At 67.7% G+C, this 24,982-nt stretch carries 19 protein-coding genes; 9 read left to right on the top strand and 10 right to left on the bottom strand.

Annotated features, from left to right (window positions below):
* Both thiD and lplT read right to left on the bottom strand, forming a co-directional pair.
* The gene (gene thiD / locus BCO18175_RS04320) at positions 1 to 810 is read right to left on the bottom strand and encodes a bifunctional hydroxymethylpyrimidine kinase/phosphomethylpyrimidine kinase (protein ID WP_174979635.1); all 810 of its coding nucleotides are present in this window, start codon (positions 808 to 810) and stop codon (positions 1 to 3) included.
* 58 nt (positions 811 to 868) lie between these two features.
* Positions 869 to 2,176 (bottom strand): lysophospholipid transporter LplT, encoded by a 1,308-nt coding sequence (gene lplT, locus BCO18175_RS04325; RefSeq protein WP_174979637.1) that lies wholly within the window; start codon positions 2,174 to 2,176, stop codon positions 869 to 871.
* 218 nt (positions 2,177 to 2,394) lie between these two features.
* On the opposite strand from lplT, the gene alr reads away from it, so the two are divergent.
* From alr to BCO18175_RS04340, 3 genes are all read left to right on the top strand, one after another.
* Positions 2,395 to 3,465: an alanine racemase gene (gene alr / locus BCO18175_RS04330; RefSeq protein ID WP_174918780.1), complete on the top strand. Its 1,071-nt coding sequence runs from the start codon at positions 2,395 to 2,397 to the stop codon at positions 3,463 to 3,465.
* 11 nt (positions 3,466 to 3,476) lie between these two features.
* On the top strand, positions 3,477 to 4,853 hold the full coding sequence (gene radA / locus BCO18175_RS04335; RefSeq protein ID WP_059233837.1) for a DNA repair protein RadA: 1,377 nt from the start codon (positions 3,477 to 3,479) through the stop codon (positions 4,851 to 4,853).
* A 146-nt stretch (positions 4,854 to 4,999) separates the two neighbouring features.
* Positions 5,000 to 5,266: a DUF2866 domain-containing protein gene (locus BCO18175_RS04340; protein ID WP_174979639.1), complete on the top strand. Its 267-nt coding sequence runs from the start codon at positions 5,000 to 5,002 to the stop codon at positions 5,264 to 5,266.
* Positions 5,267 to 5,460: 194 nt separating this feature from the next.
* Here BCO18175_RS04340 and BCO18175_RS04345 read toward each other — a convergent pair whose 3' ends face one another.
* Positions 5,461 to 7,392: an ATP-binding cassette domain-containing protein gene (locus tag BCO18175_RS04345; protein ID WP_174918782.1), complete on the bottom strand. Its 1,932-nt coding sequence runs from the start codon at positions 7,390 to 7,392 to the stop codon at positions 5,461 to 5,463.
* 136 nt (positions 7,393 to 7,528) lie between these two features.
* Here BCO18175_RS04345 and BCO18175_RS04350 point away from each other — a divergent pair, with 136 nt between their 5' ends.
* Positions 7,529 to 8,008 carry a glutathione peroxidase gene (locus tag BCO18175_RS04350; RefSeq protein WP_174918783.1) on the top strand — a complete coding sequence of 160 codons (480 nt, stop codon included), beginning with the start codon at positions 7,529 to 7,531 and terminating at the stop codon, positions 8,006 to 8,008.
* Between the two features lie 60 nt (positions 8,009 to 8,068).
* On the opposite strand, the gene cls is transcribed toward BCO18175_RS04350, so the two are convergent.
* From cls to dapC, 6 genes are all read right to left on the bottom strand, one after another.
* A complete protein-coding gene (cls, locus tag BCO18175_RS04355) occupies positions 8,069 to 9,517 on the bottom strand; it encodes a cardiolipin synthase (RefSeq protein WP_174979641.1) in 1,449 nt (482 codons plus the stop codon).
* Between the two features lie 108 nt (positions 9,518 to 9,625).
* Positions 9,626 to 10,534, bottom strand: a complete 909-nt coding sequence (gene prmB, locus BCO18175_RS04360; protein WP_089445875.1) for a 50S ribosomal protein L3 N(5)-glutamine methyltransferase — start codon at positions 10,532 to 10,534, stop codon at positions 9,626 to 9,628.
* Between the two features lie 11 nt (positions 10,535 to 10,545).
* Positions 10,546 to 11,685, bottom strand: a complete 1,140-nt coding sequence (dapE, locus tag BCO18175_RS04365; RefSeq protein ID WP_174918786.1) for a succinyl-diaminopimelate desuccinylase — start codon at positions 11,683 to 11,685, stop codon at positions 10,546 to 10,548.
* A gap of 90 nt (positions 11,686 to 11,775) precedes the next feature.
* Positions 11,776 to 12,144, bottom strand: a complete 369-nt coding sequence (locus BCO18175_RS04370; RefSeq protein ID WP_034184733.1) for an ArsC family reductase — start codon at positions 12,142 to 12,144, stop codon at positions 11,776 to 11,778.
* On the bottom strand, positions 12,144 to 12,971 hold the full coding sequence (gene dapD / locus BCO18175_RS04375) for a 2,3,4,5-tetrahydropyridine-2,6-dicarboxylate N-succinyltransferase (protein ID WP_006478479.1): 828 nt from the start codon (positions 12,969 to 12,971) through the stop codon (positions 12,144 to 12,146). Before dapD ends, BCO18175_RS04370 begins: the two co-directional genes overlap by 1 nt.
* Before the next feature lie 43 nt (positions 12,972 to 13,014).
* Positions 13,015 to 14,247, bottom strand: a complete 1,233-nt coding sequence (gene dapC / locus BCO18175_RS04380) for a succinyldiaminopimelate transaminase (RefSeq protein ID WP_174979643.1) — start codon at positions 14,245 to 14,247, stop codon at positions 13,015 to 13,017.
* 159 nt (positions 14,248 to 14,406) lie between these two features.
* Between dapC and BCO18175_RS04385 the strand changes: the two genes are divergently transcribed.
* From BCO18175_RS04385 to def, 5 genes are all read left to right on the top strand, one after another.
* Positions 14,407 to 15,348: a DMT family transporter gene (locus BCO18175_RS04385; RefSeq protein ID WP_174980101.1), complete on the top strand. Its 942-nt coding sequence runs from the start codon at positions 14,407 to 14,409 to the stop codon at positions 15,346 to 15,348.
* A gap of 139 nt (positions 15,349 to 15,487) precedes the next feature.
* On the top strand, positions 15,488 to 19,000 hold the full coding sequence (smc, locus tag BCO18175_RS04390; RefSeq protein ID WP_174918788.1) for a chromosome segregation protein SMC: 3,513 nt from the start codon (positions 15,488 to 15,490) through the stop codon (positions 18,998 to 19,000).
* An 85-nt stretch (positions 19,001 to 19,085) separates the two neighbouring features.
* Positions 19,086 to 20,369 (top strand): cell division protein ZipA C-terminal FtsZ-binding domain-containing protein, encoded by a 1,284-nt coding sequence (locus BCO18175_RS04395; protein WP_174979644.1) that lies wholly within the window; start codon positions 19,086 to 19,088, stop codon positions 20,367 to 20,369.
* A gap of 167 nt (positions 20,370 to 20,536) precedes the next feature.
* Positions 20,537 to 22,612 (top strand): NAD-dependent DNA ligase LigA, encoded by a 2,076-nt coding sequence (ligA, locus tag BCO18175_RS04400; protein ID WP_174979646.1) that lies wholly within the window; start codon positions 20,537 to 20,539, stop codon positions 22,610 to 22,612.
* A complete protein-coding gene (def, locus tag BCO18175_RS04405) occupies positions 22,609 to 23,142 on the top strand; it encodes a peptide deformylase (protein ID WP_174918791.1) in 534 nt (177 codons plus the stop codon). The genes ligA and def overlap by 4 nt, the downstream gene beginning before the upstream one ends.
* A gap of 91 nt (positions 23,143 to 23,233) precedes the next feature.
* On the opposite strand, the gene BCO18175_RS04410 is transcribed toward def, so the two are convergent.
* Positions 23,234 to 24,967, bottom strand: a complete 1,734-nt coding sequence (locus tag BCO18175_RS04410) for a pseudouridine synthase (protein ID WP_174979647.1) — start codon at positions 24,965 to 24,967, stop codon at positions 23,234 to 23,236.
* Positions 24,968 to 24,982: the final 15 nt, after the last annotated feature.

Consider the following 24,982-nt stretch of genomic DNA (forward strand, 5'->3'; position numbering starts at 1 on the left):
TTACCACCAGCGATGGAAGTGATGGACAGGGCCGACGCCGTGGCCGACGTCGAGGCGGCCGCTCGCGGTGATCGCGCCGGTCAGGTAGGTCTTGGCTTCGCGCACCGCGCTTTCGAGGTCGGGCTGCTGAGGCAGCAGCGCGGCGATCGCCGACGACAGCGTGCAGCCGGTGCCGTGCGTGTTGCTGACCGGCACGCGTGCGCCGCCGAGCCGCACGGTGCGCGTCGCTTCGACGAGCCAGTCGGGGCTCGCGGACGCGTCGGGCAGGTGGCCGCCTTTCATCAGCACGGCGCGCGCGCCCGTCTGCAACAATGCCTGGCCTTGCCGGACCATGTCGTCTTCGGTGGTTGCGGGCACATCGTTAAGCAGCGCGGCCGCTTCGGGCAGGTTCGGCGTCACGACCGTCGCGAGCGGCAGCAGCGCATCGCGCAACGCGTCGACCGCATCGGGCGCGAGCAGCGCGTGCGAACTCTTCGAGATCATCACCGTGTCGAGCACGACGAAGCGCGGCGCGTAACGGCGCAGCGCGTCGGCGACCGCGTGCACGATCGCCGCATTCGCGAGCATCCCGATCTTGACCGCGTCGATGCGGATATCGCCGAACACCGCGTCGAGCTGCGCGGTCACGAATGCCGCGTCCGGCGCATGCACGCCCGTCACGCCACGCGTGTTCTGGGCGGTCAGCGCAGTGACCACGCTTGCGCCATACGCGCCGAGCGCGGAAAAGGTCTTCAGGTCGGCCTGGATGCCTGCGCCGCCGCCCGAATCGGAGCCGGCGATCGTCAGGATGTTGGGTATCGGGTGCGTCATGAGGGCAACGCGCCGGTTCGAGGACCGGCGCCGGCGGACGGAAACGGGAAGTGTAGCGTCAGTGCCGCGATTCGCCGATCAGCGCGACCGAGTCGAACTGACGCTGGTTCGCCTGGTGGCGGCGCATCACGAGCCACATCGTCAGGCAGACGAACGTGCCGAACAGCACGATCACGACGCCGACCGGCACGTCGAGCCACACGAGCACCGCATACAGGCACAGCATCACGAGCACCGACAGGTTCTCGTTGAAGTTCTGCACCGCGATCGAGTGGCCGGCCGACAGCAGCACGTGGCCGCGATGCTGCAGCAGCGCGTTCATCGGAACGACGAAGTAGCCGGACAGCGCGCCGACGCACATCAGGAAGATGTACGCGATGATCAGGTACACGGGCATGCGCAGGTGGCCGAAGTGCACGACCCAGTTCGACGGGAACAGGTCGCGCGTATAGAACGCCATCAGCATCACCGCGATGCCCATGATGATGCCGACGGGCAGCACGGTCAGCGACTTCTTCAACGGGATCCGGGCGGCGGCGGCGATTGCGCCCGCCGCGACGCCGACGGCGACCACGGCCTGCAGGATCGCGCCTTCCGACAGCGACATGCCGAGCGACACTTCAGCCCACTTCAGCACGATGAACTGCAGCGTCGCGCCCGCGCCCCAGAACAGCGTCGTGACCGCGAGCGAGATCTGGCCGAGCTTGTCGCGCCACAGCACCATGAAGCAGTCGGCGAAATCGGTGAGGAGCTTGACCGGGCCGCGTTCCTGCTTCGGGTAGCGGGCGCCGGTATCGGGAATGCGCAGGTTGAACAGCGCGGCGATCACGTAGATCGCCATGATGATCGCCATCGCCGCTTCGGCGGGCGTGCTGATCCAGGCGGGTGTGTGCGCGATCACGTGCGACGCGATGTGCGGGCTGATCAGCGCACCGCCGAGCACGGTGCCGAGGATGATCGAGCTGACGGTCGTGCCTTCGATCCAGCCGTTCGCCGCGACCAGCCGGTCGGCCGGCAGCAGCTCGGTGAGGATGCCGTATTTCGCGGGCGAGTAGGCCGCCGCGCCGAAGCCGACGATCCCGTACGCGATCAGCGGGTGGGCGCCGATCAGCATGATCATGCAGCCGACGACCTTGATCGAGTTGGTGATGAACATCACGCGGCCCTTCGGGCGCGAATCCGCGAAGGCGCCGACATAGGCCGCCAGCACCACATAGGACAACACGAAGAACAGCTTCAACAGCGGTGTCATCCAGTTGGGCGCGTGGAGGTCTTTCAGCAGGGCGATGGCGGCGATGAGAAGCGCATTGTCGGCCAGCGACGAGAAAAACTGCGCGGCCATGATGGTGTAAAAACCTTTTTTCATCTGATGCGATGCTTTCGTCGCTGCGGCAGGGCCGCGTAGGCCGCCTGGTATGCGATCGGCTTATTCCGTTCGAAATGGGTTGTGCGCACGGCTTTATAACATGAAAATACGCCAATTCGGACTAGCAAGATTCCCCGATCGTTCCGCAAATTGTCGGCTTCAGTGCTCAAAAGGCGCGGTAAGCTGATGATTCGCAAGCGTCTTTACGTAAATTTCCCATGCCGCGCCCGATCTCCGCCACCATCCATACCGCCGCTCTCGCGAACAATCTCTCCGTCGTCCGCCGCTTTGCCGGCCCGTCCAAGGTCTGGGCGGTCGTCAAGGCCAACGCGTACGGTCACGGTCTCGCGCGTGCGTTTCCCGGCCTGCGCGGCACCGACGGCTTCGGCCTGCTCGACCTCGACGAGGCCGTCAAGCTGCGTGAGCTCGGCTGGGCCGGCCCGATCCTGCTGCTCGAAGGGTTCTTCCGCTCGACCGACATCGACGTGATCGACCGCTACAGCCTGACGACGACCGTCCACAATGACGAGCAGATGCGGATGCTGGAAACGGCGCGGCTGTCGAAGCCCGTCAACGTGCAGCTCAAGATGAACAGCGGGATGAACCGGCTCGGCTACCTGCCGGAAAAATACCGCGCCGCATGGGAGCGTGCCCGCGCGTGCCCCGGCATCGGCCAGATCACGTTGATGACCCATTTTTCGGATGCCGACAACGAGCGCGGCGTCGCCGAGCAGCTCGCGACGTTCGAGCGCGGCGCGGAAAACATCGCCGGCGCGCGCAGCCTCGCGAATTCCGCGGCCGTGCTGTGGCATCCGGCTACGCACTTCGACTGGGTGCGCCCGGGGATCGTGCTGTACGGCGCGTCGCCGTCCGGGCTGTCGTCCGACATCGCCGATACCGGGCTGAAGCCTGCGATGACGCTCGCGTCCGAGCTGATCGCGGTGCAGACGATCGGGAAGGGGCAGGCCATCGGCTATGGCTCGACGTTCTCCGCGCAGGCGCCGATGCGGATCGGCGTGGTCGCGTGCGGCTACGCGGACGGCTATCCGCGGGTCGCGCCCGAAGGCACGCCCGTGATCGTCGACGGCATCCGTACGCGGATCGTCGGCCGCGTATCGATGGACATGATTACCGTCGACCTGACCCCGTGCCCGCAGGCCGGCGTCGGCGCGCGCGTCGAGCTATGGGGCAATGCCCTGCCGATCGACGACGTCGCCCGCCATTGCGGCACGATCGGTTACGAGCTGATGTGTGCGGTCGCCGGCCGCGTGCCCGTGCGCGCGGAATAAGGGCGTCGCGCGTGGCCAAACAGAAAACCGTATACGTCTGCAGCGAGTGCGGCGGACAGACCCCGAAGTGGCAGGGCCAATGCCCGTCGTGCCAGGCCTGGAACACGCTGGTTGAATCGGTCGCCGAGGCGCCCGCAGCCCATCGTTTCCAGTCGCTCGCTAAGCGGGCGCCCGTCCAGCGTCTCGTCGACATCGAAGCGGCCGACGTGCCGCGCTTCTCGACCGGCATCGGTGAATTCGACCGCGTGCTCGGCGGCGGGCTCGTGCCGGGCGGCGTCGTGCTGATCGGCGGCGACCCGGGCATCGGCAAGTCGACGCTGCTGCTGCAGTCGCTCGCCGACATCGCGAGCGAGCGGCGCGCGCTCTATATCAGCGGCGAGGAATCGGCCGCGCAGATCGCGTTGCGCGCGCAACGGCTTGCGCTGCTCGACGGCGGGGCGCCGGCGGATGAACTGAAGCTGCTCGCCGAGATCCAGCTCGAGAAGATCCAGGCCGCGATCGACGCGGAACGGCCGGACGTGGCCGTCATCGATTCGATCCAGACCGTCTATTCGGAGGCGCTCACGTCGGCGCCGGGTTCCGTCGCGCAGGTGCGCGAGTGCGCGGCGCAGCTCACGCGCATCGCGAAGCAGTCGGGCACCGCGATCATCATGGTCGGGCACGTGACGAAGGAGGGCAACCTGGCCGGCCCGCGCGTGCTCGAGCACATCGTCGACACGGTGCTGTACTTCGAAGGCGACACGCATTCGTCGTTCCGGCTCGTACGCGCGTTCAAGAACCGCTTCGGTGCGGTCAACGAGCTCGGCGTGTTCGCGATGACCGAGCGCGGGCTGCGCGGTGTCGCGAATCCGTCCGCGCTGTTCCTGTCGCAGCACGAGCAGGTCGTGCCCGGCTCGTGCGTGCTCGTCACGCAGGAAGGCACGCGCCCACTGCTCGTCGAAGTCCAGGCGCTCGTCGATACGGCGCACGTGCCGAACCCGCGCCGGCTCGCGGTCGGCCTCGAGCAGAACCGGCTCGCGATGCTGCTCGCGGTGCTGCACCGGCATGCGGGCATCGCGTGCTTCGATCAGGACGTGTTCCTCAATGCCGTGGGTGGCGTGAAGATCACCGAGCCGGCCGCCGACCTCGCGGTGCTGCTGGCGATCCATTCGTCGATGCGCAACAAGGCGCTGCCGAAAGGGCTGATCGTGTTCGGCGAAGTGGGGCTGGCGGGCGAGATCCGGCCGTCCCCGCGCGGGCAGGAGCGGTTGCGCGAAGCGGCGAAGCTCGGTTTCACGTCCGCGCTGATTCCGAAGGCGAATGCGCCGAAGCAGCCGATCGAAGGGCTGAACGTGATGGCGGTCGATCGGCTCGAACAGGCGATCGACCGCGTGCGCGATCTCGAGTGACCGGCCCGGCAGGCGCCCGGGCCAAGCGCGCGGGCGATCTGTCGCGTAATTCGTTGTAAAGAATATGTAGGGTTCTGTAACCCGCCGGACATTGCTTTTCCCTATCCTTTGCCGGATTGTCGAACCGCGCAATGCGAAGGGAACCTATGTTGAAATCGTATGGGGAAGCGCCGAGCGGACGCCTTTACAACCTGCGTGGCTGCCGCGTGTCGGAGCCGATTCGCCAGCCCTGGGGCGGCGGATGCCGGATCGTCGAGTGGATCGACGAAGAGGGGCGCTTGGCGCGCAAGGTCGTGTCCGAGGACGTGACCGAAGCGGAAGTCGCTGCCGCGATCCGGCGGCCGACCGAAGGGCGCCGGCACCTTATGGGCGACGACGAACAGATGCCGCGCGACACGTTGCCGCGCCGCTGAGCCGGTGGCTTGGCGAATCGGGTGACTGCGGTAATGAATGAACAGGCCGGGCTCTAGCGCCCGGCCTTGCCGTATCTGGGCCCGCAAAGGGCCCGATGGGCTGTCGAGGTGCCGCGATACCAGGGTACCGCTGCCCCGAGGCAGCCGGCACGCCGGGCTGGCTGGCGTATCGGCCGGCCGCGGCGCGACGGCGGTCAGCCGATCTGCTCGAGCTCTTCGTGCGCGGCGAGCCAGTCGGCCTCGACCGTTTCGAGACGCGTGTTGACGTCCCCGAGCTTGCGGATCGCGTCGGTCAGTTCGGTCTTGCGCTCCGCTTCGTAGCTCGCCGGATCGGCGACGAATGCGTCGAGGCGCGCCTTCTCCGCGTGCAGCGTCTCCATTTCCTTTTCGAGCTTCGTGATGCGCGTCTGCAGCGGTTTCTTCAACACGGACAGGCGCTGCCGCTCCTCGGCGGCCTGACGCTTCTGGTCCTTGCGGTTGGCCGCGGCGCCCGCGCCCGGCGAAGCTGCGCTGTCGGCCTTCGCGGCCGCGCGCTGTTCGGCCGCGTGCTGCAGCAGCCAGTCGCGGTAGTCGTCGAGGTCGCCGTCGAACGGCTGCAGACGGTGCTTCGCAACCAGCATGAACTGGTCGGTCGTCGCGCGCAGCAGATGGCGGTCGTGCGAGACGAGGATCAGCGTGCCTTCGAACTGCGCGAGCGCCATCGTCAGCGCATGGCGCGTTTCGAGGTCGAGGTGGTTGGTCGGTTCGTCGAGCAGCAGCAGGTTCGGCTTCTGCCAGATGATCAGCGCGAGCGCGAGGCGAGCCTTTTCACCGCCGGAAAACGGCCCGACCGGGGTGGTCGCCATGTCGCCCGAGAAGTTGAAGCCGCCGAGGAAGTCGCGCAGTTCCTGCTCGCGCGTGTCGGGCGCGAGCCGCGCCAGATGCGCGAGCGGAGAATCGTCCTCGCGCAGCGTTTCGAGCTGGTGCTGTGCGAAATATCCGATCGTCAGCCCCTTGCCGTCGCGGACATGCCCCGACAGCGGCGCGAGCGTGCCGGCCAGCGTCTTGATCAGCGTCGACTTGCCCTGGCCGTTCGCGCCGAGCAGGCCGATGCGCTGGCCATTCTGGATCGACAGCGCGACCCGCTCGACGATCGGGATTTCCGCTCCGCCGTCGGCGTGGTAGCCGCAGCGGACGTCTTCCATCACCATCATCGGGTTCGGCGCGGCATCGGGCGTGCGGAATTCGAACGTGAACGGCGACGCGATGTGCGCGGGCGCGATCAGCTCCATCTTCTCGAGCGCCTTCATCCGGCTCTGCGCCTGCTTGGCCTTGGTGGCCTTGGCCTTGAAGCGGTCGACGAAGCTCTGCAGGTGCTCGATCGTCTTCTGCTGCTTTTCGTAGGCGCTTTGCTGCAGCGCCAGTTGCTGCGCGCGCAGCACTTCGAACTGCGAGTAATTGCCGCCGTAGCGCTTCACCTGGCGGTTTTCCAGGTGCAGCGTGACGTTGCAGATCGAATCGAGGAACTCGCGGTCGTGCGAAATCACGACGAGCGTGCCGGGGTAGCGGTGCAGCCAGTCTTCGAGCCAGACGATCGCGTCGAGGTCGAGGTGGTTCGTCGGTTCGTCGAGCAGCAGCAGGTCGGAACGGCACATCAGCGCTTGCGCAAGATTCAGGCGCATGCGCCAGCCGCCGGAGAAGCTGGCGACGGATTCGCGCGTTTGCTCGAGCGTAAAGCCGAGGCCGAGCAGCAGCGCCTCGGCACGGGCGGGCGCGGTGTAGCCGTCGGCGTCGGCGAACGCCGCGTGCGCGTCGGCTTCGGCGGCGCCGTCATGCGCGGCGGACGCAGCGGCGATGCGCGCCTCGATCTCGCGCAGCGCGGCGTCGCCGTCGAGCGTGTAGTCGAGCGCGGAGCGATCGACCGCGGGCGTTTCCTGCGACACATGGGCGATCCGCCAAGACGGCGGCATCGAGAAATCGCCGCCGTCCGAGTGCAGCTCGCCGCGCAGGACCGAGAACAGGGTCGACTTGCCGGCGCCGTTCGCGCCGATCAGGCCGGCTTTCTCGCCGGGATTGAGCACAAAGGAGGTCGACTCGAACAGCGGCTTGGTGCCGCGCGCAAGGCTGAACTGATTGAAACGGATCACGGCGGAAATGACTGGCCAAAACCGCTATTCTAGACTGCGCGCCGCTCGCGCCGGGTATTGGCCGTTCGGCGGATGCCGCAATGGGGCAATTTCGCCTAGACTCCACGTCGATCCGGTTTCGTTAAAGGAGTGCCCGATGTCCACCCTGTATTCGTTCAGCGCAGAGACGCTTGCCGGCGCGCCGGCCTCGCTCGACGCGTATCGCGGCAAGGTGCTGCTGATCGTCAACACCGCGAGCGAGTGTGGTTTCACGCCGCAGTACGCGGGCCTGCAGAAGCTGTACGACCAGTACGCGGCGCGCGGCTTCTATGTGCTCGGCTTCCCGTGCAACCAGTTCGGCAAGCAGGAGCCCGGCGACGCCGCGCAGATCGGCACGTTCTGCGAGCGCAATTACGGCGTCACGTTCCCGATGTTCGCGAAGATCGACGTGAAGGGCGACCATGCGCATCCGCTGTACCGCTACCTGACCGACGAGGCGCCCGGCATCCTCGGCCTCAAGGCGATCAAGTGGAATTTCACGAAATTCCTGGTCGATCGCGAAGGGCGCATCGTCAAGCGCTACGCGCCGTCGACCAAGCCGGACGAAATCGCCGCGGATATCGACAAGCTGCTGTGACGGCTGCCGGTGGCGTTCGCGGCGCCGGTGCGGATCGCACGGGCGCCGTCGTCCCGGCCGTTACAGGATCGGTGCGAACAGCCGCGCGACGTGCATCGCGATGCGCCGCCAGGCGGGCGACCGCCGGTATTCGTTCGCATCGACCTCGTACGCCTGCGCGAAATCGGCATCGAGCATCGTCTCGACCTCGTCGGCGAACGCGCGGTCGACGGTCAGCACCATGATCTCGAAATTGAGGCGGAACGAGCGGTTGTCGAGATTCGCGCTGCCGATCGCCGCGGCGATGCGGTCGATCAGCACGACCTTCTGGTGCAGGAAGCCGGGCCGGTAGCGGAACACCTTGACACCTGCATCGACCAGGTCGCGCGCGTACAGCTTCGACGCTTCGAACACCACGTAGTGATCGCGCCGGCTCGGGATCAGGATGCGCACGTCGACGCCGCGCATCACGGCGAGCTTCAGCGCGGAGATCACCGCTTCGTCGGGGACGAGGTACGGCGTCGTGATCCAGACCCGCTCGCGCGCGGCGTTGATTGCCTCGACGAAGAACAGCGAGCCCGTCTCCTGCTTGTCGGCCGGCCCCATCGGCACCGCGAGGCAATGCATGCTGTCGCCGGGCTGCGCGGGCGGCGGCAGCGCGAGCGGTGGCAGCTTCTGCGTCGCCCAGTGCCAGTCTTCGGCGAACACGTACTGGATGCTCGCCACCACCGGGCCGCGGATCTCGATGTGCGTGTCGCGCCACGGCGACAGGCGCGGCTTCGCGCCGAGATACTCGACGCCGACGTTGTGGCCGCCGACGAACGCGCGATTGCCGTCGACGACGACGATCTTGCGGTGGTTGCGGAAGTTGAGCTGGAACCGGTTGACGAACTTCCGGTTGGTCGCGAACGGATGAACCTCGACGCCACCCCGGCGCAGCGCGTCGACGTAGCTGTGCGGGAGGTCGAAGCTGCCGATGCTGTCGTACAGCAGGCAGCAGCGCACGCCGGCTGCCGCGCGCGCGAGCAGCGAGTCGCGCAGCATCCGGCCGAGCGCATCGTCGCGCACGATGAAGAACTGCACCACCACGTAGTCGCGCGCGGCGTCGATCGCCGCCAGGATCGCGGAGAACGTCGCGTCGCCGTTCACGAGCGTGCGCACCGAATTGCCGCCGAGGAACGGCATGCCGCCGAGCCGAGTAAGGGCGAGCACCGCGGCCTGGCCGAGTGCGTCGGCGGCCGGCCCGTCGGTTGCGTCGGTCGCGTCGGCGCTGAGCCAGGGCGAGCGCGGTGTGTGCATGCGCAACATTTCGAGCTCGTGGCGCCGGGCGTCGACGTAGCCGGAGAACTTGCTGCGGCCGAGGAACAGGTACGGAACGAGCGTCAGGTACGGCATGGCCGCGAGCGAGACGGCCCACGCGATCGCGCCTTGCGACGTGCGCGTGTTCATGATCGCGTGGCACGCCGCGACGATCCCGAGCACGTGGATGGTCAGGATCAGGGTGCCGAGATGTAGCCAGTCGAGGGTCATGGGCGCGTGACGGACTCCTGAGGTCGCGCGGCCGGGCGGCCGCCTACGCGCATCTTACCCAACCGTGCGGCGCAACGGTGCACCGCACGGTGGGCGAGCCGGAAAGGCTCAGGCCTTGCGCGGCAGATCCGACGCCTGGATCAGGAACACGGCGTCGTCGCCCGCGCTGGTGGGCAGCCACGTGAGTTCGAGGCCGCCGAACGCGGCTTCGACGTGTTCGCGCTCGTTGCCGATCTCGACGACGAGCACGCCGTCGTCGTGCAGCCAGCGATGGGCCTCGGCGACGATGCGTCGCACGATGTCCATCCCGTCATCGCCACCCGCGAGCGCCATCTCCGGCTCGTGCCGGTATTCGGGCGGCAGCGCGGCCATCGACGATGCGTTCACGTAAGGCGGGTTCGTCAGGATCACGTCATAGCGTGAGCCCGGGTCGGTGCGGAACGCGGGCAGCGGCGCGTAGAGGTCGCCGCGATGCAGCGCGACGCGGTCTTCGAGGCCGTAGTCGCGCACGTTGATCTCGGCGACTTCGAGTGCCTTGTCGGACAGGTCGACCGCATCGATCTCGGCGTTCGGGAACGCGCTCGCCGCAAGGATCGCGAGGCAGCCGGAGCCCGTGCACAGCTCGAGCACCGCGCCGACCTGCTCGGGATCGGCGACGTACGGCTGCAGCCCGTCGTCGAGCAGCTCGCCGATGAACGAGCGCGGCACGATCACGCGTTCGTCGACGTAGAAGCGGTGGCCGTGCATCCACGCTTCATGCGTGAGGTACGCGGCCGGCACGCGGTCGGTCGCGCGCCGTTCGATCACCGCGAGCACGGCCGCGATTTCGTCGGGCAGCAGCCGTGCATCGAGGAACGGCTCGAGCGTGTCGAGCGGCAGGTCGAGCGTGCGCAGCACGAGGTAGGCCGCTTCGTCGTACGCATTGTCGGAGCCGTGGCCGAACGCGAGCTTCGCCTTCGAGAAGCGCGTGACCGCGTAGCGCAGCAGGTCGCGAACAGTTGCAAAAGGTGTCGTCATGCGAGGCTCCATCAGGCGATCAGTTGTTCGAGCACGCGGCGGTACACGTTCTTCAGCGGGTCGACGAAGCGCACTTCGATGTGCTCGTCGATCTTGTGGATGCTGCCGTTCGGCGGGCCGAACTCGATCACCTGCGGGCAGAGGCGCGCGATGAAACGACCGTCCGACGTGCCGCCCGTCGTCGACAGCTCGGTCGTGATGCCGGTTTCGGTGCGGATCGCGTTTTCCAGCGCGCCCGACAGCTCGCCGCGCGGAGTGAGGAACGGCAGGCCGCTCACCGACCACTTCAGCGTGTATTCGAGGCCATGCTTGTCGAGGATCGCGTGCACGCGTGCCTGCAGGCCCTCGACCGTGCTGGCGGTCGAGAAGCGGAAGTTGAACAGCAGGTCGGCGTGGCCGGGGATCACGTTGGTCGCGCCGGTGCCGGCGTGCAGGTTCGACACCTGCCAGGTGGTCGGCGGGAAGTATTCGTTGCCTTCGTCCCACTGCTCGGCGGCGAGCTCGGCGAGCGCCGGCGCGAGCAGGTGGATCGGGTTCTTTGCAAGGTGCGGATACGCGATGTGGCCCTGCACGCCCTTGACGACGAGTTCGCCCGACATCGAGCCGCGGCGGCCGTTCTTGACGACGTCGCCGAGCTCGGTGGTCGACGTCGGCTCGCCCACGATGCAGTAGTCCATGCGTTCGCCGCGCGCTTCGAGCAGTTCGACGACCTTCACGGTGCCGTCGGTGGCGGGGCCTTCCTCGTCGCTCGTGATCAGGAACGCGATCGCGCCGCGGTGGCCGGGATGGGCCGCGACGAATTCCTCGGACGCGACGACGAATGCCGCGAGCGACGTCTTCATGTCGGCTGCGCCGCGGCCGTACAACTTGCCGTCACGATGGGCGGGGATGAACGGCGGCGAGCTCCACTGCTCGAGCGGGCCGGTCGGCACGACATCGGTGTGGCCCGCGAACGCGAGCAGCTTGCCGTCGCGGCCGTCGGTGCCGCGCTTGACGGCCCACAGGTTGGTCACGCCGTGCGACGCGATGGTCTCGCATTCGAAGCCGAGCGCGGCGAGGCGCTCGGTCATGATCTGCTGGCAATGCTGGTCGTCGGGCGTCACGGACGCGCGGGCGATCAGCTGTTCGGTAAGGGCTAGGGTGGCGGACATGGTTCGGACCACTTTCGATAAAAAATGCCGGCGCGGTGGCCGGCAGCGACAAGACGTCGGGCTGCGCCGACAGGCGCAGCGCGGGCAACCCTATGCGGCAAACAGCGCCGCGTATTGATCGGCCGCGAAGCCGAGCGATTTCACACGGCCGTTGACCACCAGCACGGGGCGCTTGATGACCGACGGCTTGTGGATCATCAGCGCGACCGCGCCGGTTTTCGTTTCGGCGGCCGCCTTCATCGCATCGTCCAGGCCGCGCCACGTCGTGCCGCGCTTGTTGACGAGCGCGTCGAGCGACACGTCCTTCAGCCAGTCCTCGACGAGCGGTGCGCTGACACCGAGCTTCTTGAAATCGTGGAACTCGAATTCGACGCCGTGATCGTCGAGCCACACGCGGGCCTTCTTCACGGTGTCGCAGTTCGGAATGCCGTAGACGACCACGGTGTGCGGCTTTGCCATCAGTCGCCTCGCAGCAGCTCGTTCAGGCCGACCTTCGCGCGGGTCTTCGCGTCGACCTTCTTGACGATCACCGCGCAGTACAGGCTGTGCGAGCCATCCTTCGACGGCAGGTTGCCGGCGACGACGACCGAGCCGGCCGGGATGCGGCCGTAGCTGACTTCGCCCGTCTCACGGTCGTAGATCTTCGTGCTCTGGCCGAGGTACACGCCCATCGAGATCACCGAGTTTTCCTCGACGATCACGCCTTCGACGACTTCCGAGCGCGCGCCGATGAAGCAGTTGTCTTCGATGATGACCGGGTTCGCCTGCAGCGGCTCGAGCACGCCGCCGATGCCGACGCCGCCCGACAGGTGCACGTTCTTGCCGATCTGCGCGCAGGAACCGACCGTTGCCCACGTGTCGACCATCGTGCCTTCGTCGACGTACGCGCCGATGTTGGTGTACGACGGCATCAACACGACGTTCTTCGCGATGAACGAGCCGCGGCGCGCGATGGCCGGCGGGACGACGCGGAAGCCGCCCGCGGCGAAATCTTCAGCGGTGTAGTTCGCGAACTTCGACGGTACCTTGTCGTAGAACTGCGAGTAGCCGCCGGCAGGCATCGGCGCGTTGTCCTCCAGGCGGAACGACAGCAGCACGGCCTTCTTCAGCCACTGGTGCACGGTCCAGTTGCCGTCGATCTTCTCGGCAACGCGCAGCGCGCCTTTGTCGAGCTGCTCGATCGCGTGCGCGACGGCTTCGCGGACGTCGGCCGGTGCGGCCTTCGGCGACAGCTCGGCGCGGTTTTCCCAGGCGGTATCGATGATTTGCTGAAGTTGTTGCGACATGTTCGTTTTCGCAGGAGATGGATGGAATTGATCGGATGGACGATTACCGCGCGAGAGAGCGGCAGAAATCGACGATGCGTTGCGCGCCCTCGACGCATTCGGGGGTGCCCGCGACGAGCGCGATCCGGATGAAATCGCGGCCCGGATTCGTGCCGTGCGCATCGCGCGCCAGGTACGAGCCGGGCAGAACCGTCACATTATAGTCGGCGTACAGGCGGCGGGCGAACTCGGTGTCCGACAGCCCGGTGCGCGACACGTTGGCCCACAGGTAGAACGCCGCGTCGGGCAGTTTCACGTCGATCACCTCGGCCAGCATCGGCGTGACCGTATTGAACTTCTGCAGGTACAGCGCGCGGTTCTCGCGCACGTGCGCCTCGTCGTTCCACGCGGCGATGCTCGCGTGCTGCCAGACCGGCGACAGCGCCGCGCCGTGGTACGTGCGGTACAGCAGGAATTTCTTCAGCAGCGCCGCGTCGCCGGCGACGAAGCCCGAGCGCATGCCCGGCACGTTCGAGCGCTTCGACAGGCTCGACAGCATCACGAGCCGCTCGAAGCCGCGGCCGAGGCGGTGCGCGGCCTCGAGGCCGCCCAGCGGCGGCGCCGCTTCATCGAAATAGATTTCCGAATAGCATTCGTCGGACGCGATCACGAAACCGTGGCGGTCGGACAGCGCGAACAGCTCGCGCCAGTCGTCGAGCGTCAGCACGGCACCCGTCGGATTGCCCGGCGAGCACACGTACAGCAGTTGCGTGCGCGCCCAGACTGCGTCGGGCACGGACGCGTAGTCGCACGCGAAGTTGCGGGCCGGGTCGCTGTTCGCGAAATAGGGTTCGGCACCGGCCAGCAGCGCCGCGCCTTCGTAAATTTGATAGAAAGGATTCGGACAGAGTACGATCGCCTTCTCGCCCTGTTCGGACGGGCGTGCGTCGATCACCGTCTGCGCAAGCGAGAACAGCGCTTCGCGCGACCCCGACACGGGCAGCACCTGCGTGGCCGGATCGATGGCCGGCAGCCCGTAGCGGCGCTCGATCCAGTGCGCGATCGACGTGCGCAGCGCGTCCGAGCCGGCGGTGGCCGGGTACGACGCGAGACCGTCGAGCGCGGCGACCACGGCGTCGCGGATCAGCGCCGGAGTCGCATGTTTGGGCTCGCCGATGCCGAAGCTGATCGGTTTGAGGGCGCCGGATGGCGTCACGTCCTTGAACAGGGCGCGCAGCTTTTCGAAGGGATAGGGCTGGAGCGAGTCGAGTCGAGGGTTCACGGGCGAAGCGGCCATCGCGGCCGGTTGGAGCGAAAGAAGCGGCGGGCGCGCCGCGCGGCTGCGAACGGGCGCCGATGGCGCGCGGGTCGCAACGGACGATTATAGCGTGACGCAATGCGGTCGCGGCCCGCCGGAACGGCGGCCGGGCCAGTCGAATAAAGGGTATTGAACCAAATGAATAACGCGGTACGCGGCAGCCTGCCGACGCTGGCCATCCTGATCGGCGCATCGGTATGGGGCCTGATCTGGTATCCGCTGCGGATCCTTGCATCGCTGGGCGTGACGGGCACACTGGCGAGCGCGCTGACGAGCCTCGTCGCGTTCCTGTTCGTGGTCGTCGCGCGACACCGCACGATCGCGACGCTGCGTTGGCACTGGGTGCTGCCTGGGATTGCAGTGACGGCCGGTGTGACGAACCTCGGGTTCGTGTGGGGCACGATCCACGGCGAGGTGCTGCGCGTGATGCTGCTGTTCTACCTGACCCCCGCGTGGACCGCGATCTACGCGCACTTCCTGCTGCGCGAGCGGCTGACCTGGGCCGGCGCGGGGCTCGCGGCGCTGTCGATCGGCGGCGCGATGCTGATGCTGTGGTCGCCGAAGCTTGGCCTGCCGCTGCCGGCCAGCCCGGCCGAATGGGCCGGTCTTGCGGCCGGGTTGAGTTTCGCGATGAGCAACGTGCTCGTGATCAAGGCGAGCCGCGAGCTGCCGGAGATGCGTGCCGAGATGCGTACCGCGACGCTGTTCGGCGGCGCGGCGGTATTCGGCGCGATCGCGTCGCTGTTCGAGGGGATACCGGCTGCGCCGGCGGGCGACCACCTCAGCACGGCCGCGCTGATCATCGTCGCGATCGGCGTGACGATGGCGTCCAACAACCTGCTCGTGCAGTACGGGCTGGCGCGCGTGCCGGCGAACCGTGCGTCGATCATCATGCTGTTCGAGATCGTGATCACCGCGCTGTCGGCGTGGGTGTTCGCGAACGAGCTGCCGACCGCGCGCGAGTGGGCGGGCGGCGCGTGCATCGTGCTGGCGACGCTGCTGTCGAGCCGGGTCCATCGTGCCGCGCCGGCACCGGACAAACCCGGCGACGGTCGGGACGGCGCACGCGCGATGGTATGATGGAAGCCGTTTGCGGGGCCCAACGCTGTATGCGCGCGGCCCCGTTTTTGAATTCCGGGGCGCGTCGCGCGCAGGGGCCGTCCGGCCTCGCGCAGTGCGGCTCCGTCCGTTTCACACCTTCTTCACATCCGATACCGCCGTGCGTCTGAGCTCGATCAAACTCGCTGGCTTCAAATCCTTTGTCGATCCCACGCATTTCCAGGTTCCGGGCCAGCTTGTCGGCGTGGTGGGCCCGAACGGGTGCGGCAAGTCCAACATCATCGACGCCGTGCGCTGGGTGCTCGGCGAGTCGCGCGCTTCCGAGCTGCGCGGCGAGTCGATGCAGGACGTGATCTTCAACGGCTCGACCGCCCGCAAGCCCGGCAGCCGGGCCAGTGTCGAACTGATCTTCGACAACTCCGACGGCCGCGCGGCCGGCCAGTGGGGCCAGTACGGCGAGATCGCCGTGAAGCGCGTGCTCACGCGCGACGGCACGTCGAGTTACTACATCAACAACCTGCCGGCGCGCCGCCGCGACATCCAGGACATCTTCCTCGGCACCGGCCTCGGGCCGCGTGCATACGCGATCATCGGGCAGGGCATGATCGCGCGGATCATCGAGGCGAAGCCGGAAGAGCTGCGCGTGTTCCTCGAGGAAGCCGCGGGCGTGTCGAAGTACAAGGAACGCCGCCGCGAAACCGAGAACCGCCTGCACGACACGCGCGAGAACCTGACGCGCGTCGAGGACATCGTCCGCGAACTCGGCGCGAACCTCGAGAAGCTCGAGGCACAGGCCGTCGTTGCCACCAAGTACAAGGAACTCGTCGCCGACGGCGAGGAGAAGCAGCGCCTGTTGTGGCTGCTGCGCAAGAACGAGGCCGCCGGCGAGCAGCAGAAGCAGCAGCGCGCGATCGAACAGGCGCAGATCGACCTCGAGGCGCAAACCGCGAAGCTGCGCGAGGTCGAGGCGCAGCTCGAGACGCTGCGCGTGGCGCATTACTCGGCGAGCGACGCGATGCAGGGCGCGCAGGGGTCGCTCTACGAAGCGAACGCCGAAGTGAGCCGCCTCGAAGCCGAGATCAAGTTCATCGTCGAATCGCGTAATCGCGTGCAGGCGCAGATCGCCGCGCTCAATGCGCAGCGCGAGCAATGGCGCGCGCAGGCCGAGAAGGCGCAGGACGAGCTCGAGGACGCCGAAGAAGCGCGCGCGATGGCCGACGAGAAGGCCGCGCTCGCCGAAGACAACGCAGCCGCGAAGCACGACGCGCTGCCGGCGCTCGAAGCGAAATTCCGCGATGCGCAGGCGCAGCTCAACGACGAGCGCGCGCGGATCGCGCAGACCGAACAGTCGCTGAAGCTCGAAGCCGCGCACCAGCGCAACGCCGACCAGCAGCTCCAGCAGCTTCAGCAGCGCCATGAGCGCCTGAAGAGCGAAGCGGGCGGGCTCGACGCGCCGGACGAGGCCCAGCTCGAGGAGCTGCGCATGCAGCTCGCCGAGCAGGAAGAGATCCTGGCCGAAGCGCAGGCGCGCCTCGCCGACGCGCAGGAAACGGTGCCGCGTCTCGATGGCGAACGGCGTGCCGCGCAGGAGCGCGTGCAGGCCGAAGCCGCGCAGATCCACCAGCTCGAGGCGCGTCTCGCCGCGCTGAAGCAGCTGCAGGAAAACGTGCAGACCGAAGGCAAGGTGCAGCCGTGGCTCGACAAGCACGAGCTCGGCGCGCTGCCGCGTCTGTGGAAGAAGCTGCATGTCGAAGCCGGCTGGGAAGCCGCGCTCGAAGCCGTGCTGCGCGAGCGCCTCGCCGCGCTCGAAGTGTCGAACCTCGACTGGGTGAAGGCATTCGCAACCGACGCACCGCCCGCGAAGCTCGCGTTCTACGCGCCGCCCGCGGCCGGCGAACCGCCGGCGGCCGTGGCCGGGCTGCGTCCGGTGCTGTCGCTCGTGCGCATCGACGATGCGGGCATCCGCGCGGTGCTGAACGACTGGCTCGGCAACGTGTATGTCGCCGACGACGTCGCGCAGGCGCTTGCAACGCGCACGCAGCTGCCGGCAGGCGGCGCATTCGTCGTCAAGGCCGGCCATATCGTCACGCGCGTTGGTGTGCAGTTGTATGCCGCCGATTCGGAGCAGGCCGGGATGCTGGCCCGCCAGCAGGAAATCGAAAACCTGACGCGCCAGGTGCGTGCGCAGGCGCTGCTCGCCGACGAGGCGCGCACGGCCGCCGTGCGCGCGGAAGCCGCGCACACGCAGGCCACGCAGGCGCTCGGCGACGTGCGTGCACAGGCCGAGCGTGCGACGCAGCGCGTGCACGCGCTGCAGATGGACGTGCTGAAGCTCGCGCAGGCGCACGAACGTTACACGCAGCGCAGCACGCAGATCCGCGAGGAACTCGAGGAAATCGGCGCGCAGATCGAAGAGCAGCGCGCGATGCGCGCGGAATCGGAAGCGAATTTCGAGCGTTTCGACGGCGAACTCGCGGAACTGCAGGCGCGCTTCGAGGACAATCAGCTTGCATTCGAAGCGCTCGACGAATCGCTGACGCAGGCGCGCCAGGAAGCGCGTGACCTGGAGCGCGGCGCGAACGACGCACGCTTCGCCGCACGCAATGCGGTGACGCGGATCGACGAGCTCAAGCGCAGCATCCAGGTCGCGCACGAACAGAGCGAGCGCGTTGCCGCGTCGCTCGAAGACGCGCGCGCCGAGCTCGAGACGATCAACGAGCAGACCGCGCACACGGGCCTGCAGGACGCGCTTGAGATTCGTGCGGTGAAGGAAGAAGCGCTGCAGGCCGCGCGGATCGAACTCGACGACTTGACCGCAAAACTGCGTGCGTCGGACGAGCAGCGCCTCGTCGCCGAGCGCTCGCTGCAGCCGCTGCGCGACCGCATCACCGAATTGCAGTTGAAGGAGCAGGCCGCGCGCCTGTCGGTCGAGCAGTTCGCCGAGCAACTGACGACGGCCGAGGTCGACGAGGCCGCGCTGTCCGCGAAGCTGACGCCGGACCTGAAGCCGTCGTACCTGCAGGGCGAGGTCACGCGCCTGAACAACGCGATCAACGCGTTGGGCCCGGTGAACATGGCCGCGCTCGACGAGCTGAAGGCCGCGAGCGAGCGCAAGGTGTTCCTCGACGCGCAGTCGGCCGACCTGATCGACGCGATCACGACGCTCGAGGACGCGATCCACAAGATCGACCAGGAAACCCGCACGTTGCTGCAGGGTACCTTCGACGAGGTCAACCGTCACTTCAGCGACCTGTTCCCGCGCCTGTTCGGCGGCGGCCAGGCAAAGCTGATCATGACGGGCGACGAAATCCTCGACGCCGGCGTGCAGGTGATGGCGCAGCCGCCCGGCAAGAAGAACGCGACGATTCACCTGCTGTCGGGTGGCGAGAAGGCGCTGACCGCGACCGCACTGGTGTTCGCGATGTTCCAGCTGAACCCGGCGCCGTTCTGTCTGCTCGACGAGGTCGATGCGCCGCTCGATGACGCGAACACCGAGCGTTTCGCGAATCTCGTGCGCGCGATGTCCAACAAGACGCAGTTCCTGTTCATCTCGCACAACAAGATCGCGATGGAAATGGCGCAGCAGCTGATCGGCGTGACGATGCAGGAGCAGGGCGTGTCGCGGATCGTCGCGGTGGACATGGAAACCGCCGCGGGTTTTGCCCAGAATTGACGTTTGACGAAACCGGATCGCGTTCGCGCGGCGCATGGGCGCCCGTTCGCGGTTCCGACGAACAAGAATTGCTGATGGAGCGTGCATGGACGAGTTGACACTCGGTTTGATCGGCGCGGGCGCCGTCGTGGTGGGCGGCGTCGTGGTCTACAACGCATGGCAGGGCGCGAAGGTGCGGCGCAGGATGCCGCGCCCGATGCCGGAGGAAGCGGCCGAGGCGATGAATCGCCCCGAACGCGAAGAAGAGCTGCCGTTTATCGAGCCGGTGCGTCAGCCGGTGCGGCGCGAATCCGCGGCACCGGCCGCGGCCGCCGCCACGGCCGGCACGCCGGCCGAAGTTGCGCGCGTCGAGCCGACGTTCGGTGGCGTAGCGCCGGCCGACATGCCGGCCGATCTGCAGGCCGAGGCGACCGGCGTCGATACGCCGGCCGAGTCGGTCGAGCCGGTTGCCGGTGAAGAGGCCGCGCCTGCCGTCGCGCACCAGGCGACCGCCGCAGCTGCCGAGCCGGTCGAACCCGTGCTGCCGGCCGCAACGACGATCTCGTCGGCACCGCCGGCAATCGTCGACCGCCGGATCGACTGCATCGTACCGATCCGCCTCGGCGGGGCGCTGCCGGGCGACAAGATCCTGCCGGCCGCGCAGCGGCTGCGCCGCGCAGGCAGCAAGCCCGTGCATATCGAAGGCAAGCCGGAAGGCGGCCAGTGGGAGCTGCTGCAGAACGGCGTGCGCTACGAGGAACTGCGCGCGGCCGCTCAGCTCGCGAACCGCAGCGGCGCGCTGAACGAGCTCGAGTTCTCCGAATTCGTGACGGGCGTCCAGCAGTTCGCCGACGCGATCGACGGCGCGCCCGAATTCCCGGACATGATGGAAACGGTTGCGATGGCGCGCGAGCTCGACGCGTTCGCCGCGCAATGCGACGCGCAACTGTCGATCAACGTGATGTCGGACGGCGCACCGTGGTCGGCGAATTACGTGCAGGCGGTCGCATCGCAGGACGGGCTGCTGCTGTCGCGCGACGGCACGCGTTTCGTCAAGCTCGACGCGAAGCAGAACCCGGTGTTCATGCTGCAGTTCGGCGATACGAACTTCCTGCGCGACGACCTGACGTACAAGGGCGGCAACATGATCACGCTGGTGCTCGACGTGCCGGTCGCCGAAGAGGACATCCTGCCGTTCCGGCTGATGTGCGATTACGCGAAGTCGCTGTCCGAACGGATCGGCGCGCGGGTCGTCGACGATTCGCGCCGGCCGTTGCCGGAGTCGACGCTGGTCGCGATCGACCAGCAACTGATGAAGCTGTACGCGAAGCTCGAGGAAGCCGGCATCCCGGCCGGTTCGCCGGTCACGCGCCGCCTCTTCAGCCAGTAACGCGAAGGCGCGGGCGGCGGGCTTCGGTGCCGTCGTCCGCCGCCATAGTGCACACCTCGTTCGTGTGCGCTGCAGCACGCGCGCCGGGCGCGCATTGCACGCCCCGCCACGGCGGCAAACTGAGATAATCGGGCATCCGATTTTCTCAGAACGACTCTGCCGCCAGCATGGCCCGAACCCAAGCCGAACCGCCAGCCAGCCAGCCCGACGCGCGCGCCGCGTGGCTGCGCGACCAACTCGAGCGGGCGAACTACGCCTACTATGTGCTCGATCAGCCGGACCTGCCCGACGCCGAATACGACCGGTTGTTCCGCGAGTTGCAGCAGCTCGAAACCGACCATCCCGAACTCGTGACGCCCGATTCGCCGACTCAGCGCGTTGGCGGCGAAGCGGCGGGCGGCTTCACGCCGGTCGTCCATGATGCGCCGATGCTGTCGCTGAACAACGGCTTCGCCGACGAGGATATCGCCGCATTCGACAAGCGTGTCGCCGGCGCGCTCGACAAGACGACCGATCTCGCCGGCTCGGTGACGGAGCCGGTCGAATACGCGTGCGAACTGAAGTTCGACGGCCTCGCGATCTCGCTGCGCTACGAGCAAGGTGTATTCGTGCAGGCGTCGACGCGCGGCGACGGCACGACCGGCGAGGACGTGACCGAGAACGTGCGCACGATCCGCTCGATTCCGCTGAAGCTGAAGGGCACGAACGTGCCGGCCGTGCTCGACGTGCGCGGCGAGGTGCTGATGTTCAAGCGCGATTTCGCACGCCTGAACGAACGCCAGCGCGCGGCCGAGCAGCGTGAATTCGCGAACCCGCGCAACGCGGCGGCCGGCAGCCTTCGCCAGCTCGACTCGAAGATCACCGCGCAGCGTCCGCTGTCTTTCTTCGCGTACGGGATCGGCGTGCTCGACGGGATGCCGATGCCCGATACGCACAGCGCGCTGCTCGACTGGTACGAGTCGCTCGGCCTGCCCGTGAACCGCGAGCGTGCGGTCGTGCACGGCGCCGAAGGCTTGCTCGACTTCTTCCGCAAGGTTGGCGAGAAGCGCGAATCGTTGCCGTATGACATCGACGGCGTCGTCTACAAGGTCAACCGGCGCGACGAGCAGGAGCGCCTCGGCTTCGTGTCCCGTGCGCCGCGCTTCGCGCTCGCGCACAAGTTCCCCGCGCAGGAAGCACTGACCAAGCTCGTCGCGATCGACGTGCAGGTCGGCCGCACGGGCGCGATCACGCCGGTCGCGCGCCTCGAGCCCGTGTTCGTCGGCGGCGCGACCGTCACCAACGCGACGCTGCACAACGAGGACGAGGTGCGCCGCAAGGACATCCGGATCGGCGATACCGTGATCGTGCGCCGCGCGGGCGACGTGATCCCCGAGGTGGTCGGCGCGCTGCTCGACCGGCGCCCGGCCGATGCGGCCGAATTCGTGATGCCGACCGAATGCCCGGTGTGCGGCTCGAAGATCGAGCGCCTGCCGGACGAAACGATCGCGCGCTGCACGGGCGGCCTGTTCTGCCCGGCGCAGCGCAAGCAGGCGCTGTGGCACTTCGCGCAGCGCCGCGCGCTCGACATCGACGGGCTCGGCGAGAAGATCATCGACCAGCTCGTCGAGCTGAATCTCGTGCGCACGCCGGCCGACCTGTTCAATCTCGGTTTCGCGACGCTCGCCGAACTCGACCGGTTCGCCGAGAAGTCCGCACAGAATCTGCTCGACTCGCTCGAGAAGGCGAAGCACACGACGCTCGCGCGCTTCATCTACGGGCTCGGCATTCGTCACGTGGGCGAATCGACCGCGAAGGATCTCGCGAAGCATTTCGGCTCGCTGACGCCGATCATGGACGCATCGATCGAAGAACTGCTCGAAGTCAACGATGTCGGGCCGATCGTCGCCGAGTCGCTCCACCAGTTCTTCGCGGAAGAGCACAATCGGACGGTGATCGAGCAGTTGCGCGCGCCGGGCAAGGTGACGTGGCCGGAAGGGCCGCCCGCGCCGAAGGCGCCGCAGGGCGTGCTGGCCGGCAAGACGGTCGTGCTGACGGGCACGCTGCCGACGCTCACGCGCGATGCCGCGAAGGAAATGCTCGAAGCGGCGGGTGCGAAAGTGGCCGGTTCGGTATCGAAGAAGACGGATTACGTGGTCGCGGGCGCCGAAGCCGGCAGCAAGCTCGCGAAGGCCGAGGAACTCGGCATCCCCGTGCTGGACGAAGACGGTCTGCACCAACTCCTGGAGGGCAACACGCCATGATTCGCGAGATCCTGAAGATGGGCGATCCGCGCCTGCTCGAAGTCGCCAAGCCGGTCGAGCGGTTCGATACACCCGAACTGCACGAGATCGTCGCGGACATGTTCGAGACGATGCATCATGCGAACGGCGCCGGCCTGGCCGCGCCGCAGATCGGCATCGGGCAGCAGATCATCATTTTCGGCTTCGGCAACAACAACCGCTACCCGGATGCGCCGCCGGTGCCGGAGACCGTGCTGATCAACCCGAAGATCGAGTACCTGCCGCCGGACATGGAAGAGGGCTGGGAAGGCTGCCTGTCGGTGCCGGGCATGCGTGGTGTCGTCAGTCGCTATGCGAAGGTGCGCTACAGTGGCTTCGACCAGTACGGCGAGAAGATCGATCGCGTTGCCGACGGTTTTCACGCACGCGTCGTCCAGCATGAATACGATCACCTGATCGGCAAGCTGTATCCGATGCGGATCACCGACTTCACGCGCTTCGGTTTCACGGAAGTGCTGTTCCCGGGGCTCGATCCGGCTTCCGACGACTGATTGGCCGGCTTTCCCGGCATCTCGCAGGAAACAAAAAAGCCCGCTTGCGCGGGCTTTTTCATTGCGTGGCGCACGTGTGGCGCGCTCGCGGTCAGAACGTCTCGTCGGCCGACAGATAGCGCCATTGACCCTGCGGCAGTGCACCGAGCATCACGCGGCCCATCCGTACGCGCTTCAGGCCGATCACTTCGAGGCCCACCAGTTCGCACATGCGACGGATCTGGCGCTTCTTGCCTTCGCGCAGCACGAAGCGCAACTGCTCGCCGTTCTGCCAGCTCACCATCGCGGGCTTCAGCGCGACGCCGTCGAGCTCGAGGCCGTGGCGCAACTTCGCGAGCGATTCCGCGGGGAAGTGCTGGTCGATGTCGATGAGCTGTTCGCCGAAGCGCACGCGCACCAGGTACTCCTTGTCGATATCCGACTGCTCGCCGATCAGCTGCTTCGCGATCACGCCGTTCTGCGTCAGCACGAGCATGCCGGTCGAATCGATGTCCAGGCGGCCGGCCGGTGCGAGTGCGTGCAGATGCTGCGGCGAGAAGCGTACCGGCGAATGGTCGCCGCTCCAGCGGTTCGCGCGCGTGATCAGCACGGCCGCGGGCTCGTAGCCGTCTTCCGCCTGGCCCGACACATAGCCGACCGGTTTGTGCAGCAGGATCGTCACTTGCGCAGCTTGCGCGGCGCTTGCCCGTTCGTCGATCTCGATCTTCTGGTCGGCGCGTACCTTGGTGCCGAGCGTGTCGATGCGTTCGCCGTCGACGAGGACCCAGCCCTTTTCGATCCATTCGTCGGCTTCGCGGCGCGAGCACATGCCGAGCTCGGACATCCGTTTGGACAGGCGCATCAGGCCCGATTCGTCACCGTAATCGATGTCGGCCGACGGGCGCTTGACCGGTTGTGCGGTCTTGACCGCGCCGAACGAGCGGCGCTCGTCGTCGCGTGCGGGGCGGGCCGGGCGGTCGCCGAAGCTGCGCTTTGCGCCTTCGCCGGCCGGCTTGTCGCGATACGACGGGCGCTTGCCGTCGTCGGCGCCGGCGCGGCGCGGGCGGTCATCGTCGTTGCGGCGCGGCGGGCGATCGGACGACGTGCGGCGGTCGCCAAAGCTGCGTTTCGCACCTTCGCCGGATGCGTTGTCGCGATAGGGTGCGCGTGCACCGCCTTCGCCGGCACCCGCACGACGCGGACGCGCATCGTCATCGCGGCGGGGCGGGCGATCGGACGACGTGCGACGGTCACCGAAGCTGCGTTTTGCGCCTTCGCCGGATGCGTTGTCGCGATACGGCGCGCGTGCGCCGCCTTCGCCGGCACCCGCACGACGCGGACGCGCGTCGTCATCGCGGCGCGGCGGGCGATCGGACGACGTGCGACGGTCGCCGAAGCTGCGTTTTGCGCCTTCGCCGGATGCGTTGTCGCGATACGGTGCGCGTGCGCCGCCTTCGCCACCTGTGCGACGCGGCCGTGCATCGTCATCACGGCGCGGCGGGCGATCGGACGACGTGCGACGGTCGCCGAAGCTGCGCTTTGCGCCTTCGCCGGCCGCGTTGTCGCGATAAGGGGCACGCGAGCCGCGTTCGGCACCGCCGTCACGCGGCGCACGCTTGGCCGGTGCGCGATCCGCGCCCGGGCGCTCGGCGCCTGCCGCGCCGCGCGGCTTGAACGAGCGTTCGCCGGAGGCTGCCGGGGCGGCCTTCTTCGGGCGGGCCGGCTTGTCCCCTGCGGGCGGCGCAGCGGGACGCACCGCCTTGCGGGCGACGAGGCTGCCGGAGCGGACAGGGGCGCGGGTCGGCGACGCCGGCTTCGGATTCTTGACGGTTAGTTTGGTGCGCATAAACGCTGGAATTCA

It is taken from the genome of Burkholderia lata, from assembly GCF_902499335.1.
Classification (GTDB): Bacteria; Pseudomonadota; Gammaproteobacteria; order Burkholderiales; family Burkholderiaceae; genus Burkholderia; species Burkholderia lata_B.